The 15,142-nt window shown below is 72.0% G+C and carries 16 protein-coding genes; 3 read left to right on the plus strand and 13 right to left on the minus strand.

All coding sequences use genetic code 11. The annotated features are described in order from the left end of the window. Positions 1–122: 122 nt before the first annotated feature. From AB0J80_RS07190 to AB0J80_RS07200, 3 genes are read right to left on the minus strand one after another with little or no spacing between them, the layout of a single operon-like run. Positions 123–530: a VOC family protein gene (locus AB0J80_RS07190; RefSeq protein WP_364701347.1), complete on the minus strand. Its 408-nt coding sequence runs from the start codon at positions 528–530 to the stop codon at positions 123–125. Between the two features lie 39 nt (positions 531–569). After that, positions 570–1,130, minus strand: a complete 561-nt coding sequence (locus AB0J80_RS07195; RefSeq protein WP_364701349.1) for a hypothetical protein — start codon at positions 1,128–1,130, stop codon at positions 570–572. Further along, positions 1,127–1,714, minus strand: coding sequence for a sigma-70 family RNA polymerase sigma factor (locus tag AB0J80_RS07200; protein ID WP_364701351.1), 588 nt, complete (start codon positions 1,712–1,714; stop codon positions 1,127–1,129). Before AB0J80_RS07200 ends, AB0J80_RS07195 begins: the two co-directional genes overlap by 4 nt. A 519-nt stretch (positions 1,715–2,233) precedes the next feature. Between AB0J80_RS07200 and AB0J80_RS07205 the strand changes: the two genes are divergently transcribed. Further along, positions 2,234–2,854, plus strand: a complete 621-nt coding sequence (locus tag AB0J80_RS07205; RefSeq protein WP_364701353.1) for a GNAT family N-acetyltransferase — start codon at positions 2,234–2,236, stop codon at positions 2,852–2,854. On the opposite strand, the gene AB0J80_RS07210 is transcribed toward AB0J80_RS07205, so the two are convergent. From AB0J80_RS07210 to AB0J80_RS07235, 6 genes are all read right to left on the minus strand, one after another. Continuing rightward, positions 2,851–3,198: an RNA polymerase-binding protein RbpA gene (locus tag AB0J80_RS07210; RefSeq protein ID WP_364701355.1), complete on the minus strand. Its 348-nt coding sequence runs from the start codon at positions 3,196–3,198 to the stop codon at positions 2,851–2,853. The genes AB0J80_RS07205 and AB0J80_RS07210 overlap by 4 nt on opposite strands. A gap of 180 nt (positions 3,199–3,378) precedes the next feature. Further along, the gene (secG, locus tag AB0J80_RS07215) at positions 3,379–3,636 is read right to left on the minus strand and encodes a preprotein translocase subunit SecG (RefSeq protein ID WP_364701357.1); all 258 of its coding nucleotides are present in this window, start codon (positions 3,634–3,636) and stop codon (positions 3,379–3,381) included. A gap of 98 nt (positions 3,637–3,734) precedes the next feature. Further along, on the minus strand, positions 3,735–4,526 hold the full coding sequence (gene tpiA / locus AB0J80_RS07220) for a triose-phosphate isomerase (protein WP_364701359.1): 792 nt from the start codon (positions 4,524–4,526) through the stop codon (positions 3,735–3,737). Positions 4,527–4,528: 2 nt separating this feature from the next. Next, entirely contained in the window at positions 4,529–5,734 is a 1,206-nt protein-coding gene (locus AB0J80_RS07225; protein ID WP_364701361.1) for a phosphoglycerate kinase, read from the minus strand. Positions 5,735–5,739: 5 nt separating this feature from the next. Next, positions 5,740–6,735: a type I glyceraldehyde-3-phosphate dehydrogenase gene (gene gap, locus AB0J80_RS07230; protein ID WP_364701363.1), complete on the minus strand. Its 996-nt coding sequence runs from the start codon at positions 6,733–6,735 to the stop codon at positions 5,740–5,742. 293 nt (positions 6,736–7,028) lie between these two features. Further along, positions 7,029–7,691: a helix-turn-helix domain-containing protein gene (locus tag AB0J80_RS07235; RefSeq protein WP_364701365.1), complete on the minus strand. Its 663-nt coding sequence runs from the start codon at positions 7,689–7,691 to the stop codon at positions 7,029–7,031. 61 nt (positions 7,692–7,752) lie between these two features. Here AB0J80_RS07235 and AB0J80_RS07240 point away from each other — a divergent pair, with 61 nt between their 5' ends. Then, entirely contained in the window at positions 7,753–9,999 is a 2,247-nt protein-coding gene (locus tag AB0J80_RS07240) for a glycoside hydrolase family 3 C-terminal domain-containing protein (protein WP_364701367.1), read from the plus strand. Then, positions 9,996–11,177 (plus strand): MFS transporter, encoded by a 1,182-nt coding sequence (locus tag AB0J80_RS07245; RefSeq protein ID WP_364701369.1) that lies wholly within the window; start codon positions 9,996–9,998, stop codon positions 11,175–11,177. Before AB0J80_RS07240 ends, AB0J80_RS07245 begins: the two co-directional genes overlap by 4 nt. Here AB0J80_RS07245 and AB0J80_RS07250 read toward each other — a convergent pair. The 4 genes from AB0J80_RS07250 to rapZ form a co-directional block, all read right to left on the minus strand. After that, positions 11,167–11,760 carry a hypothetical protein gene (locus tag AB0J80_RS07250; RefSeq protein ID WP_364701371.1) on the minus strand — a complete coding sequence of 198 codons (594 nt, stop codon included), beginning with the start codon at positions 11,758–11,760 and terminating at the stop codon, positions 11,167–11,169. The genes AB0J80_RS07245 and AB0J80_RS07250 overlap by 11 nt on opposite strands. A 28-nt stretch (positions 11,761–11,788) precedes the next feature. Next, positions 11,789–12,769, minus strand: coding sequence for a DNA-binding protein WhiA (whiA, locus tag AB0J80_RS07255; protein WP_130511592.1), 981 nt, complete (start codon positions 12,767–12,769; stop codon positions 11,789–11,791). A gap of 72 nt (positions 12,770–12,841) precedes the next feature. After that, the gene (locus tag AB0J80_RS07260; protein ID WP_364701373.1) at positions 12,842–14,023 is read right to left on the minus strand and encodes a 2-phospho-L-lactate transferase CofD family protein; all 1,182 of its coding nucleotides are present in this window, start codon (positions 14,021–14,023) and stop codon (positions 12,842–12,844) included. Then, positions 14,020–14,916 carry an RNase adapter RapZ gene (gene rapZ / locus AB0J80_RS07265; RefSeq protein ID WP_364702591.1) on the minus strand — a complete coding sequence of 299 codons (897 nt, stop codon included), beginning with the start codon at positions 14,914–14,916 and terminating at the stop codon, positions 14,020–14,022. Before rapZ ends, AB0J80_RS07260 begins: the two co-directional genes overlap by 4 nt. Between the last annotated feature and the right edge of the window lie 226 nt (positions 14,917–15,142).

The raw sequence follows: 15,142 nt of genomic DNA on the forward strand, positions 1-15,142 counted from the left end.
ACGATCTGCGTGTCCGTCATGCCATCCTCTTCGGGCCCCCGCCGGGACCGGGGAGTGCACCACGGGCGTACGACGGTTGCCGTTCGGTTCAGGCCGCCGGAATCCTCAAGTGGGCCGAGAACTCAGGCGCGGGACGAGATCTGCTGCACCCCCCAGCCGTTGCCGTCCGGGTCGCTGAAGAAGACGAAGCCGACGTTGTCCAGCGGGTCAGGGGTCGGCGACGGGTTCTCGCCCAGCTTCTGCACGTCGCTGACGGCGACCCCGCGCTCCACCAGCTCGGCGTGGGCCCGGTTGATGTCCGGCACCACCAGCTGGAGTCCCTTGAGCGAGCCGGGCGTCATCTCGGGCACCGCGCCCTTGCCGATGACGATCGAGCAGCCGGAGCCCGGGGGCGTCAGCTGCACGATGCGGGCGTCCTCGCCCATGACGACGTCGTGGTCGACGTGGAAGCCGAGCTTGTCGGCGTAGAACTCCTTGGCCCGGTCGATGTCCGAGACCGGGACGATCACTACTTCCAGGGTCCAGTTCACCGGCTCATCCTGACAGGTACGCCGCCGCCGGAAGAGCGATCACCCGAAGGATCCCGGTGGTGTCGGCACCGGGGCGCCGACCGGCTCCGACGTCGCTCCGGGCGATCCCGCCGGCCTCGACGCCGCGCCGGGCGTCGCCGGCGCAGGCACCTCGCCCGACGCCGTCTCCGGCGGTGTGCCCTTCGGTGCGGAGACCTGGGACCCGCTCGGCGTCGGTTCCGGCCCGGGCGCCGTGGGGGTCAGCGTGGGGCTGGGAGCGGGCACCGGAACGGTCGTGGGACGGTCGCTCGGGGCCGGCACGGTGGCGGCCGGCGCCTCCGGTGTCCGGCGGGGACCGGATTCGTCCGACGATATGGCGACCGCGCCGGCGGCCACGGCCAGCGCCGCACCCGCCGCCAGCAGGCGACGCCATCCCGGGATCCGCCACGCGGATGGCACCGGCCGCCGCCGGCCCATCGCGGTCGGCGGCAGGGCGGGTTGCAGGTCATGCGCGGTGACGGCCGAAGCCCGGGCCGCCAGCGCCGCCCGCAACCGCCGCTCGACGGCGCTCACCGCGAGCCCTCCAGCTGACCGCGACGACGCGCCGTTACCGGCGCTCACGGCCGGTCCCCCAGCAGACCGCGCAACAACGCCAGCGCCCGGTGTGCCGTCGACTTCACCGTTCCCCGCGACACGTGGAGAACGTCCGCGATCTCCTGTTCCGACAGGTCCGACCAGTAGCGCAGCACCATCACCTGGCGCTGCCGTACCGTCAGCCTCTCCAGCGCCGCCAGCACCTCGCGGTCCCCTTCCCCCTTCAGCATCTGGTCCTCGGCGGCCGGCGCCGCGCCGGGTGGGGGCGGCACATAGGCGCGGGCGGTCCGGCGGCGGCGCAGCGCCGAGCGCGCCGCGTTCATGACGCCGCAGGTCAGGTAGGCGTCCGGGTCTGCGACGGACCGCAGGTCGGCGCCGTGCCGCCGATAGAGGGCCGCGAACACGTCCTGGACGATGTCCTCGGCCGTGCCCAGGTCGTCGACCATGAGCACCGCCAGCCGCACCAGGTGCAGCCGGCGTGCGTGGTAGAGCTCGTTGATCGCCGGCGGCCGGTCCGGCGTGCCGGGCTCGCGGACCGGCGCCGAGGATCCGGACACGGTCACACGCAGCCACCGCAGCAGGGGCCGCGGCAGCGGGAGCGCGAGGATCATGGGCGACGACCTGGATCAGCGGGACCGGGTGGGTGACGGTACCGCGCCGGGGGAAGAGGGTGTCGGGGCCGGAACCGGCCCGGCGTCGTCCGATCGTGTGGGAGAAGGCACCGGCCGTGCCGTGGAAGGCGCCGGGGCAGCCGTCGCCTGTTGGGAACGCGAGGGCACCGGAACAGGCGTGGCGGCCTCGGAACGCGTAGGCAGCGGCACGGGCGTCGTCTCTTCAGAACGCGTCGGCAGCGGTACGGGTGTCGCATCCTCGTCGGTCACGGGCGAGGGCGCGGGAACCGGCCGAGGGTTACTCGAATCGGCGAACGCGGTGGCGGCGTATCCCCCGCCCAGGACGACAGCGGTCGTCGCGGCAGCGGTGATCATGGCGGCGCGGGCGGTGAGGCGCATCGGCGGAACTCCTGCGAGGTCGGGTACGTGCTCTCGCAGATAAGGGACGCGCGACGCCCCGGAAGGTTGGCGATGTGATCGTGACGCCGGTCACATCCGGTCGCTCCCTAGACTCTGGTCGTGCAGCCTTCAATCCGCGCTTACCGATCCGATGATCTCGACGCCGTCTACGACATCTGTGTCCGTACCGCCGATGCCGGGGGTGACGCCCGTGGCCAGTACTCCTCGGACCGGCTCATGGGCGACATCTTCGCCGCGCCGTACGTGATCCTGGAGCCGGAACACGCGCACGTCCTCGACGACGGCACCGGCACGCCCGTCGGGTACGTCCTGGGCACCGCCGACACCGCACGCTTCGTCCGGCGTTACCGCGAGGAATGGCTGCCCTCGACCGCGGATCGCTACCCGGAGCCGGCCGATCCGCCGCGGAACGCCGAGGAGGGCATGCTCGCGCTGCACTACCGCCCGGAGCGCATGCTCGTTCCCGAACTGGCGGACTACCCGGCGCACCTGCACATCGACCTGCTGCCGGAGTGGCAGGGCAAGGGCTGGGGACGCGCCCTGATCGCGGCGTTCCTGGACGGGCTCCGCGCCGCCGGCGTGGCGCGGGTGCACCTGGGCATGGCGGAGCGGAACACCGCGGCGAGGGCCTTCTACGACCGCGTCGGCTTCGTCGAGCTGACCGTGCCGGACGCCGGCTCGGTGATCTACCTGGGCCGGGAGACGACCCCGCTCAGCTAGTCGCCCCGGCCCCGCCGCTGGCGGACCTTGGCGAGCGCCTCGGCCAGAATCGCCTCGCCGTCGGCGTCCGAGCGACGCTCCTTCACATACGCCAGGTGCGACTTGTACGGCTCGACGCGCGAGCGGCCCGGCGGGTTGGCCCGATCGAGGCCGGCCGGCTGGCCGCAGCGGGTGCAGTCCCACGTCTCGGGCGGGGCGACGTCGGCAGCGAAGCGGACCTCCACCTCGTGGCCCGCCGCGCACCAGTACGTCACCTCCCGCCGGGGTGCGGGCTCGCTGCGCTCATCGGGGCGCATCGGGCTGGAGCCGATGCGACTGCCACGGATCGCACTGCCACTGGACACGGATGTGACTCCTGTCTTTCAGGGGCGTCATCGCCGGGAGAGATTCGGCGGTGGTGAGCGGTGGAAAAACAACCGCGCGGTCCGGACGGACCGGACCGCGCGGCAGAGTCTACGACTCTCGGAGCGCCTGGTGGAAGAGTTGCTGACGAACGGTAACGAAGCGCCCGCCGACAATCTGGTTCAGGAGCCGCCCTGGGTGGTCTTCAGCCAGAGGCCGAGGCCCACGATGCAGGCGAACCACACGATGCCCACCAGCACGGTGTAACGGTCGAGGTTCTTCTCCGCCACCGAGGAGCCGGCCAGGCTGGAGGTGACGCCACCGCCGAACATGCTGGACATGCCGCCACCCTTACCGCGGTGCAGCAGGATCAGCAGGGTCAGCAGGATGCTGGTGATAATCAGCAACACGATCAACGTGTACGCGAACGCGATCGGCATGGTGGGGTCATTCCTCTCGAAGGGCACAGCAGCGCACTCACAATAGCGGGCGCGCAAGGAACCGACCGCCCTGGGGCGGCCGGTTCCCGGTCGGAACTCTAGCGCTGCACGTGCTCGCGGAACCGGACGATCGAGACGAACTCGTCGGCGTCCAGGCTGGCCCCGCCGATCAGCGCGCCGTCGACGTCCGGCTGCGCCATGATCGCCGCGATGTTCGCCGCCTTCACGGAGCCGCCGTACTGGATGCGCACCGCGTCGGCCGTCTCGGCGCCGTACTTCTCGGCGAGCTGTGCCCGGATGGCACCGCACACCTCCTGGGCGTCGTCGGGCGTCGCGGTCTTGCCGGTGCCGATCGCCCAGACCGGCTCGTACGCGATGACGATCTTCTTGACGTCCGCGTCCTTGAGCCCCTCGAGCGCACCCTCGAGCTGGGTGCGGACGTGCTCGACCTGCCCGCCCGCCTCGCGGATCTCCAGCCCCTCGCCGACGCAGAGGATCGGGCTGAGCTCGTTGGCGAGCGCCGCCTTCACCTTCGCGTTGACCGTGGCGTCGTCCTCGCCGTGGTACTCGCGGCGCTCGGAGTGCCCGACCACCACGTACGAGCAGCCGAGCTTGGCCAGCATCGCGCCGGAGATGTCGCCGGTGTACGCCCCGCCCTTGTGGGGCGAGAGGTCCTGCGCGCCGTACCCGATGCGGACCTTGTCGCCGTCGATCGCCGTCTGCACGCTGCGCAGCGAGGTGAACGCCGGCAGGACGACGGCCTCGACGTCGGTGAGCTGCTGCTCGGTGAGGCTGGCGGCGAGCTTCTGCACCAGGAGGATGGCCTCGAAGTGGTTGAGGTTCATCTTCCAGTTGCCGGCCATGATCGGCCGGCGGGTCACGTCCGTCATGCTCAGCTCTCCGACGCCGAAAGGGCGGAAAGACCCGGCAGGGTCTTGCCCTCGAGGTATTCCAGCGACGCGCCGCCGCCGGTCGAGATGTGCCCGAAGCCGGACTCGTCGATGCCCAGCGTGCGCACGGCCGCGGCCGAGTCGCCGCCGCCCACCACGGAGAAGCCGTCGATCTTGGTGATCGCCTCGGCCACGCCCCGGGTGCCGGCCGCGAACGGCGCCAGCTCGAACACGCCCATCGGCCCGTTCCAGAACACCGTCTTCGCCGACGAGATCGCCTCGGCGAACAACGCCACCGACTGCGGCCCGATGTCCAACCCGAGTCGGTCGCCCGGAATGTCCGAAACATCCACAACGTCATGGTCCGCGTCGGCGGCGAAGGCCGAAGCCGCCACCACGTCGACGGGCAGCACGATGCGCCCCTGCGCCTGCTCCAGCAGATCGGCGCAGGTGGAGATCATCTCGGTCTCGAGCAGCGACTTACCGACCTCGTGCCCCTGGGCCTTGAGGAAGGTGAAGCACATACCGCCGCCGACGAGCAGTTTGTCGACCTTCGGCAGCAGCGCCTGGATCACGGCCAGCTTGTCGGACACCTTGGAGCCGCCGAGCACCACCACGTACGGCTGCTCCGGGCTCTCCGTCACGCGTCGCAGCACCTCGACCTCGCGCAGCACCAGCCCACCGGCGTAGTGCGGCAGCCGTGCCGGGACGTCGTACACCGAGGCGTGCTTGCGGTGCACCGCGCCGAACGCGTCGTCGACGTAGTACTCCGCGAAGGCGGCCAGCTGGTCGGCGAACGCGCCGCGCACGGCGTCGTCCTTCGAGGTCTCGCCCTCGTTGAAGCGCAGGTTCTCCAGGAGCAGCACCTGGCCGTCCTGCAGCGCGTCCACGGCGTCCGAGGCCGACGCACCCACGGTGTCCTCAGCGAAGACCACCGGGTTGCCGAGCAGCTCGCCGAGGCGTGTGGCCACCGGCGCCAGCGTGTACTTGGGGTCCGGCGCGCCCTTCGGACGGCCGAGGTGCGAGCACACGATGACGCGGGCGCCCGCGTCGCGCAGCGCCACCAGCGTCGGCAGCACCGCGCGGATGCGGCCGTCGTCGCTGATGACCGTGGGGTCACTCTTGTCGAACGGGACGTTCAGGTCGGCGCGCACGAGCACGCGCCGACCCGAGACACCCTCGCCGAGCAGGTCGTCGAGAGCCTTCACGAAGCTCAGCCGACCAGCTTGACCAGGTCGACGAGGCGGTTCGAGTAGCCCCACTCGTTGTCGTACCAGCCGACGACCTTGACCTGGTTGCCGATGACCTTGGTGAGGCCGGCGTCGAAGATGCAGGACGCCGGGTCGGTGACGATGTCGGCCGACACGATCGGGTCCTCGGTGTAGGTGAGGATGCCCTTGAGCGGGCCGTCCGCGGCGGCCTTGATGGCGGCGTTGACCTCGTCCACCGAGGTCTCCTTGCCGGCCTGGAAGGTCAGGTCGGTCGCCGAGCCGGTCGGGATCGGCACGCGCATCGCGAAGCCGTCCAGCTTGCCCTTGAGCTCCGGCAGCACCAGGCTGACGGCCTTGGCGGCACCGGTCGAGGTCGGCACCACGTTGAGGGCGGCGGCGCGGGCGCGGCGCAGGTCCTTGTGCGGGCCGTCCTGCAGGTTCTGGTCCTGCGTGTAGGCGTGGATCGTGGTCATCAGGCCACGCTCGATGCCGATCGTGTCGTTCAGCACCTTGGCCATCGGCGCGAGGCAGTTGGTGGTGCAGGACGCGTTCGAGATGACCGTGTGCTGCGCGGCGTCGTACAGGTTGTCGTTGACGCCGATGACGATGGTGATGTCCTCGTTCTTGGCCGGCGCCGAGATGATGACCTTCTTCGCGCCGTTGTCGACGTGCGCCTTGGCCTTGGTGGCGTCGGTGAAGAAGCCGGTCGACTCGATGACGACGTCGGCGCCCAGGTCGCCCCACGCCAGGTTCTGCGGGTCGCGCTCGGCGAAGGCCTTGAAGGTCTTGCCGGCCACGGTGATCTCGTCGGAGGTGGCCTTCACCTCGTGCGGCAGCCGGCCCAGGATGCTGTCGTACTTCAGCAGGTGGGCGAGCGTGGCGTTGTCGGTGAGGTCGTTCACACCCACGATCTCGATGTCCGCACCGGAGGCGAGCACCGCCCGGAAGAAGTTACGGCCGATACGGCCGAAGCCGTTGATGCCAACCCGGATGGTCACAGGTCGATCTCCTCGTTTCGGTCCGCCGGATTCTGCGACCGGCGGAGGTATTCGTGCCGACCTTTGCTCGGGGCCGGCTGGAACTGGGCCGCGCTGCCGTGCGACGCCGCGTCTGTCGATCGCGGCGTCCCGGCGCGTTCGGCCGTAGCTGCCGGCACCGTCGCCGTCTCCCAAGACCCTAGCCGAGGAGGTCGGTCGCCCTTGCGTCGGGGCCGCGACCTTATCGTTACTTCAGGTGGACATTTTTCGAGTACGCCCACACGAGTTCACAAACGCAACACCAGCCACCGCCCTCACGCGGACGGGCCGTCGTGACCCGCGGCCGTACCCCGCTGCCGGGCTTGCGTCGCGGGCTGCTCCAGGAGGCTTTCCAGCAGTTCGAGTGACTTCTCGATGCCGACCGCGGGGTCGAGCAGCCACTGCGTCTGCAGGCCGTCGGAGGCCGCGATGACCAGCGCCGCCGCCGCCTCCGGGTCGATGTCGGGGCGGATGCGACCGGCCGTCTGCTCGTCCCGCACCAGCGCGGCGAGCAGCCGGCGCAGCCCCTCGAAGCGCGCGGAGAAGAACGTCCGGGCGTCGTCGTGGCCGCTCTCCAGGGCGCTCGCCACCAGCGTCGAGTAGAGCTGCACCAGCCCGGGAACCCCGGAGTTGCGGCGGGCCGCGTGGGTCATCAGCCCCACCACCGAGCTGCCCTCCGGCGCGGGGTTCTCGACGATCGAGCGCTCCTCCGCGGCCCGGTACACCTCGATGAGCAGCTCCTCGCGGGACGCGAAGTAGTGCTTCAGCGCCGCGTGCGACACCCCGATCGCCTCACCGATGGCCCGCAGCGAGGTCCCCTGGGCGCCCCGCTCGGCGAACACCTCGATGGCCCGGTCGAGGATCTCGCGCCGGCGCCGCACCCCCTTCTCGTACGCCCCGCGCCGGTTCGTCTCGGTGCCGACTGTGGCCTCGGTCATCGCGCCATCCTAGAAGAACGAAAACTTCCACGTGGAGGTTTTCATTGTTACGCTGTCCGGTATGACCTCCCACCCCGCCCCCACCCTCGACATCCCCGCCCTGCTCGCCGCCCTGACGCTCGAGGAGAAGGCCGCCCTGCTCGACGGCGCCGACTTCTGGCGTACCCAGGGCATCGAGCGCCTCGGCATCCCGTCGGTGATGGTCACCGACGGCCCGCACGGCCTGCGCAAGCAGGCCGGCGACTCGGACCACATCGGCCTCAACGAGAGCGTCCCGGCCACCTGCTTCCCGCCCGCCGCCGGCCTCGCCTCCACGTGGGACACCGAGTTGCTCGCCCGCATCGGCGAAGCGCTGGGCCGCGAGTGCCGCGCCGAGGAGGTCGCGGTGCTGCTCGGGCCCGGCATCAACATGAAGCGCTCGCCGCTGTGCGGCCGCAACTTCGAGTACTTCTCCGAGGACCCGCTGCTCGCCGGCGAGCTGGGCGCCGCTCTGGTCGACGGCATCCAGAGCCAGGGCGTGGGCACGTCGCTCAAGCACTTCGCCGCCAACAACCAGGAGACCGAGCGGATGACGGTCTCCGCCGACGTGGACGAGCGCACGCTGCGCGAGATCTACCTGCCGGCGTTCGAGCGGGTCGTCACCAAGTCGCAGCCGTGGACGGTGATGTGCTCCTACAACCGGATCAACGGCACGTACGCGAGCGAGGACCCCTGGCTGCTCACCGAGGTGCTGCGCGACGAGTGGGGCTTCACCGGCCTGGTGATGTCCGACTGGGGCGCGGTCAACCGCCGCGACGCGGCCGTCGCCGCCGGCCTCGACCTGGAGATGCCGGCCTCGGGCGGCGCGGGCACCCGGGTCGTCCTGGACGCGGTCCAGGCCGGCACCCTCAGCGAGAAGGACGTCGACCTGGCGGTCACCCGCCTGCTCGAGCTGCTCAACCGCGCGCTGCCGGCGCTCCGGGCGGGACAGACGTTCGACGCCGACGCCCACCACGCCCTCGCCCGCGAGGCGGCCGCCGCCAGCGCGGTGCTGCTCAAGAACGAGGACGGCATCCTGCCGCTGAGCGCCACCGGTGGACCGATCGCGGTGATCGGGGAGTTCGCGCGCACGCCCCGCTTCCAGGGCGCCGGATCCTCGCAGGTCAACCCGACCCGGGTGGACACCGCGCTGGACGCGCTGCGTGCCGGCGAGCGTGAGGTGCGCTTCGCCCCCGGCTTCACCATCGACGCCGACACCGCCGACCCGGCCCTGGTCGAGGAGGCCGTGCGAGCCGCCACGGGCGCCGACGTGGCCGTGCTGTTCCTCGGCCTGCCGCCCGCGTACGAGTCGGAGGGCTACGACCGCGACCACATGAACCTCCCGGCGCACCAGATCGACCTGCTGCACGCCGTCGCCGACGCCAACCCGCGGGTCGTCGTGGTGCTCTCGAACGGCTCCGCCGTGACCGTGGCACCGTGGCAGGACCGGGCCGCCGCCGTGCTCGAAGGCTGGCTCCTCGGCCAGGCCGGGGGCACCGCCACGGCCGACCTGCTGCTCGGCGCCGCCACACCGGCCGGCAAGCTCGCCGAGACGATCCCGCTGCGCTACGAGGACAACCCGACGATCGGCAACTTCCCCGGCGAGCACGGCCACGTCCGCTACGGCGAGGGCCTGCTCATCGGCTACCGCTGGTACGACGCGCACCGGCTCCCGGTCGCGTACCCCTTCGGCCACGGCTTGTCGTACACGACGTTCGGATACGCCGGCCTGGCGACGACCACCGACGGCGACCGGGTGGAGGTCACCCTCACCGTGACCAACACCGGCGCCCGGCCCGGCACGGAGATCGTCCAGGTGTACGTGACCGACCCGCAGGCCGCGGTCTACCGGCCCGAGCAGGAGCTGCGCGGCTTCGCCCGGGTCACACTGGAACCCGGCGAGAGCAAGCGGGTCACCGTCGAGCTGGACCGCCGGGCGTTCGCCTACTGGCACCCGGCGCTGCGGCGCTGGACCGTCGAGGGCGGCACGTTCGGCATCCGGGTGGGCGCGTCCTCCCGCGACATCCGCCTGGAGACCACGGTCGAGCTGGCCGGCGACCAGGTCACGACCCCGCTGACCCCGGAGTCGAGCGTCGACGCCTGGCTGGCGCACCCGCAGGCCGGCGACTGGATGCGCGCCCAGCTGGGCGACGGCGCGTTCCACGCGATGCTCTTCGACCCCCAGCACGGCCAGATGATGCGGGCCATCCCGCTGCAGCGGCTGTCCCGCTTCCCGGGCTTCCCCGTGACGGAGCCGCAGGTCCTCGACGCGGTGAAACGCTTCTCGTGACCGTCACCGCCACGTCCGCCGGGCCCGGCGTCCAGGCCCGGCGCGCCCGGGTCGCCGTCGCCGCCGTGTTCCTCACCAACGGCGCCCTCTTCGCCAACGTCGTGCCGCGCTACCCGGAGCTCAAGGAGAGCCTCGACCTCAGCAACGCCCTGCTCGGCACGGCCCTGGCGGCGGGCCCGCTCGGCGCGCTCACCGGAGGCCTCTTCGCCTCGGCGGCGATCCGGCTGTTCCGATCCTCCCGCACGGGCGCGTTCGGCATCTCCGTGGTCGCGCTCGGCTTCCTCCTCGTCGCGGTGGCGCCGACCTGGTGGGCGCTGGCGGCGGCGCTGTTCCTGGCGGGCGCGGCGGACGCCATCGTCGACGTCGCCCAGAACGCCCACGGCCTGCGCGTCCAACGCCTGTACGAGCGCTCCATCGTCAACTCGTTCCACGGCGTCTGGAGCATCGGCGCGGTCCTCGGTGGCCTGATGGGCGCGGCGGCGGCCGGGCTGGGCCTGCCGCTGGGGGTGCACCTGGCGGTCTCCGGGGCGCTGTTCAGCGGGACCGCGCTGGTCGCGTACCGGTTCATGCTGCCGGGACCGGACCACGCGGACCGGCCCACCACCCCGGGCGGACGGCGTGCCGTCCCCGGCGCGGCCGTCTGGATGCTCGCGGCGCTGGGCCTGCTGGCGGTCTTCGGTTCCCTGGTGGAGGACGCCGGAGCGTCCTGGGGTGCGCTCTTCCTGACCGAGGACGTCGGGGCGGCGGCGGCAACCGCCGGCCTGGCCTTCGTGGCCCTGCAGGTCGCCATGACCGCCGGCCGGCTCCTCGGCGACCGCGCGGTGGACCGCTTCGGCCAGCGCACCGTCACCCGCTTCGGCGGCGCACTGGCCGCGGCGGGCATGGGATACGCGCTGGCCTTCCCGTCCGTGGGCAGCGCCCTGGCCGGGTTCGCGCTGGCCGGCCTGGGCACGGCGACGCTGGTCCCGGCGGCGATGCACACGGCCGACGAGCTGCCCGGCCTGCCGCCGGGCGTGGGACTGGCGGCGGTGAGCTGGGTGCTGCGCGTCGGCTTCCTCGCCTCACCGCCGCTGGTCGGCCTGGTCGCCGACCACAGCAGCCTGCGAGTCGGACTGCTGAGCGTCGTGATCGCCGGAGCCGGCACTGTGCTCTTCGGGCGTGTGCTGCTCAACCGCTGACCCGCGCGGCCCAGTACGCGGTCCCGTCCTGCCCGACGAGAACCAACACCACCATGAGATCCGCCTCGGTCAAGCCCTGCGACGCCGGCAGGCCGCCGGCGAACGAGATCGGACCCGGCCGGTTCGCCGGAACCGCCACGGACCAGGCCTGACCGTCCTCCGCGCCCCTCGGCGCCGGCAACCACGGGTACCGCTGCGACAGACCGGCAAGGTAGCTCGGCGGCCCCTGCGTGAGGTTTCCGACGCCGGCGAACCGCTCGTTGCGTTTGTCGACGACAAGGACGTGAAAGACGTCCTGGTCGCCGGCCCCCGTCGGCGTGCGGTGCTCCAGCCGGCCCACGAAAAGCCGGTCATCCGGCCGGCCGGCGGGGCGGGCACCCAGGTCCTCCGCGCCGATCGCCCGGGCATCCTGCTCGAACCGCGACCATTCGGTGAACCTGACGGTTGCGGTGGCGTGCACAGCGGACACCGAGAACGGCGGCCTGTCACGCCAATGCCGGTACGCCACCCACGCCACCGAAGCGAGCACCGCGACCAGGCTCAGCAGCGATACCAGGCGAACCCGCGATCGCAGCGCTCTCACGATCGTCGAGGGGGCGGGGCAATCGTCGTCAGCAAGCCATCATCTCCGGCGTGACGGCCGCCTCGGTGTCCGGGATGCCGAGGTCGCGGGCGCGCTTGTCGGCCAGGGCGAGCAGACGCCTTATACGACCGGCGATCGCGTCCTTGGTCAACGGCGGGTCGGCGAGGGCGCCCAGCTCCTCGAGGCTGGCCTGGCGGTGCTCGAGCCGCAGCCGGCCCGCCGACGTCAGGTGGTTCGGCGCCTCGTCGGCGAGAATCTCCAGCGCCCGGGTCACCCGCGCCGCCGCCGCCACGGCCGCGCGGGCCGAGCGGCGCAGGTTGGCGTCGTCGAAGTTGGCGAGCCGGTTGGCCGTCGCGCGCACCTCCCGTCGTACCCGTCGCTCTTCCCAGGCGAGCACGCTCGCGTGCGCCCCGATGCGGGTGAGCAGCGCGGCGATCGCGTCCCCGTCCTTGATCACGACCCGGTCGACGCCGCGCACCTCCCGCTCCTTGGCGGTGATACCGATGCGACGGGCGGCACCCCGCAGCGCCAGGGCCGCCTCCGGTCCCGGGCAGGTGATCTCCAGCGCGCTCGAGCGGCCCGGCTCGGTCAGCGAACCGTGCGCCATGAACGCGCCGCGCCAGGCGGCCACCGCACAGCACACGTTCGCGGAGACGACGTGCGGGGGCAGGCCCCGCACCGGACGGCCCCGGACGTCGAGCAGGCCGGTCTGCCGGGCGAGCGCCTCCCCGTCCTTGACGATGCGGACGATGTAGTGGCTGCCCTTGCGCAGGCCACCGGAGGCGAGCACGTGCACCTCGCTCGGGTACCCGTACACGTCCGCGATCTCGCGCCGCAGCCGCCGCGCGACCGCGCCGGTGTCGAGCTCGGCCTCGACGACCACCCGCCCGGAGACGATGTGCAGCCCGCCCGCGAAGCGCAGAAGGGCGGCCATCTCCGCACGGCGGCAGCACGGCTTGGGTACGTCGACCCGGCTCAGCTCGTCCTTGACCGCTGCCGTCATCGCCATCTCGAAGTCACCTCATGCTGTTTTCGCGCTCTTGTTCCGCGGTCTGTGTCGTGCTGGCCCATCGCCAGTTGCTTAACGATCGGAGCCGAGGACCGGCACCAACGCAGTGCCCAACGACTCAGGATCATGCTTGGGACTGCCGTCCGCAACTGCCAACGGGGCAAGGACCAGGCGGGCCCCGAGCGCCTGAGCCGCCCGGTGCACCGGATCGGGCTCACCGACCCACTTCGCGTCGGCGAGCACGACGTCGATGCGCAGCTCGGGCAGATACCAGTGCAGCGCAGCCAGATGATCGGCAACGGAAAGCCCGAGCGTCTCGTTGTCGGCGGCAAGGTTCAACGTGACCAGCCGCCGCGCCGGACTCGCCACGATCGCAGCGGCCAGCTCCGGCACCATCAGATGCGGCAGCACGCTGGTGTACCAGCTCCCCGGCCCGAAGATCATCCAGTCGGCATCCCGGATCGCCTCCAGGGCAGCCGGGCAGGCGGGCGGCGACGACGGCACGATCCGCACGGCCTCCACATGCCCACTGGCCACGGCCACCGCGTGCTGGCCACGTACCGTGGTCACCTCGCCGGGCCGGCCCGGATCGGCGCCGCGGACATCAGCCTCGATCCCGACGGCATGACACGCCATGGGCAGCACCCGCCCGCGGGCACCGACCATGCGGCCGGCGTGCTCGAGGGCCTCGACCGGGTCGGGCATGAGCTCCATCAGGCCGAGCAGCAGCAGGTTGCCGACGGCGTGCCCGGCCAGCGGGTCGTGCTTGCCGCCGAGGGAGGCGATCCGCCGGTCGACGTTCCCCCAGCCCGCCTTCGCCGGGGCCGCTCCGGCCCTCCCTTGCGCACCCACCTGGTCCGCCGCCGCGTCTTCGGGTTCTGCCACGAGCTCGGGTTCGGAAACGCCGGGCTCCGGGCGTGTTCCCGCGGCGCGACGGTCCGGGTTGCCCACGGGGGCGAAGCGGTGCTGCATGAGCCGGACCATGAGCTGGTGGGCGGGCTCGTCGTCGGCGAGCGCCGCCAGGGCCATGCGCAGGTCGCCGGGCGGCAGCTGGGCGTCCCGTTCGGCGCGCAGGCGGCCGCTCGACCCGCCGTTGTCGCCGACCGTGACGACCGCGGCGATGTCGAGATCCAGCTCGGGCGTGCAGCGCCGGAGGGCCTTCAGCGACGCGGCCAGCCCATGCCCGCCCCCGAAGGCGACGACCTTGATGGGCCGGCTCGCGTCCCGGGACGGTCCGGCGGCCTCCCCGGTCACTCCCGGCCCAGGTCGCGGTGCGATGAGTGGGCGGAGAGCCGGATGTCGCGCAGCCGGGTGGTCAACTCCTCCGCGATCGCCACACTGCGATGCTTGCCACCCGTGCAGCCGACCGCAACCGTAAGGTACCGCTTGCCCTCCCGCTCGAACCCGGGCGCGGTCGCCGCGATCAGGTTCGCGTACGTGCCCACGAAGTCGCTCGCGCCCTCCTGGCCGAGGACGTACGTGCTGACGCCCTCCTCGAGCCCGGTGTGGTCGCGCAGCTCCGGCACCCAGAACGGGTTCGGCAGGAACCGGGCGTCCATCACGTAGTCGGCGTCGGGCGGCAGGCCGTACTTGAAGCCGAACGACAGCACGGTGATCCGCAGCTTGCGCGCATCCTCCCCGCCGAACAGCTCCTCGACCCGGCGCCGGAGCTGGTTGACGTTGAGGTGGCTGGTGTCGATGATGACGTCCGCCTGCTCGCGCGCCTCCTCGAGCAGCTTGCGCTCGGCCGCGATCCCGTCCGCGAGGCGGCCGTCACCCTGCAGCGGGTGCGAACGGCGTACCGATTCGAAGCGCCGGATGAGCACCTCGTCGTCGGCATCGACGAAAACGACCCGCGGCGAGAAGCCCCGCTCCTTCAGCGCGCGGACCGCCCCGGCCAGGTCGGTCGAGAAGGCCCGGCTCCGCACGTCCAGAACCATCGCCGTACGCCGGGCAGCACCCCCCGCCTCGAACGCGAGCTGAGCCATGTCGAGCATCAACGCCTGAGGCAGATTGTCGACGACATAGAAGCCGACGTTCTCCAGGGCGCGGGCGACCGTGCTGCGGCCACCACCGGACACCCCGGTCACCACCACGAGGTCGGTACCGGCCTCGTCGGGAGACGGCTCCGGAGCGAACTCCGGCATCGACTCGGTCACGCACTCCTCCTGCACCGCACAGCCGCCCCACCCGTCCGGGCGGACACTGCATCCTAGGCCGACAGGGCCGCCGGAATCCGCCGGACACCATGTCCGCTACCCGATCCGGCCGTCCGGGTGCTCCCGGGCAGCCGGAATTCACCCGTCTGCCGCAACAGCGCACCCGGTCGGCGGTATTCCACCCTTCTCGCAGCTCACACCCGGTCACCGCCCC

Source organism: Actinoplanes sp. NPDC049548 (genome assembly GCF_040676695.1).
Classification (GTDB): Bacteria; Actinomycetota; Actinomycetes; order Mycobacteriales; family Micromonosporaceae; genus Actinoplanes.

Excerpts from the sequence above, each read along its gene's own strand:
- AB0J80_RS07200 (WP_364701351.1), bottom strand. The coding sequence starts at position 1,714 with ATGATCCTCGCGCTCCCGCTGCCGCGGCCCCTGCTGCGGTGGCTGCGT.
- secG (WP_364701357.1), bottom strand. The coding sequence starts at position 3,636 with ATGCCGATCGCGTTCGCGTACACGTTGATCGTGTTGCTGATTATCACC.
- tpiA (WP_364701359.1), bottom strand. The coding sequence starts at position 4,526 with ATGACGGACGTGACCCGCCGGCCGATCATGGCCGGCAACTGGAAGATG.
- AB0J80_RS07235 (WP_364701365.1), bottom strand. The coding sequence starts at position 7,691 with ATGACCGAGGCCACAGTCGGCACCGAGACGAACCGGCGCGGGGCGTAC.
- AB0J80_RS07240 (WP_364701367.1), top strand. The coding sequence starts at position 7,753 with ATGACCTCCCACCCCGCCCCCACCCTCGACATCCCCGCCCTGCTCGCC.
- whiA (WP_130511592.1), bottom strand. The coding sequence starts at position 12,769 with ATGGCGATGACGGCAGCGGTCAAGGACGAGCTGAGCCGGGTCGACGTA.
- rapZ (WP_364702591.1), bottom strand. The coding sequence starts at position 14,916 with ATGCCGGAGTTCGCTCCGGAGCCGTCTCCCGACGAGGCCGGTACCGAC.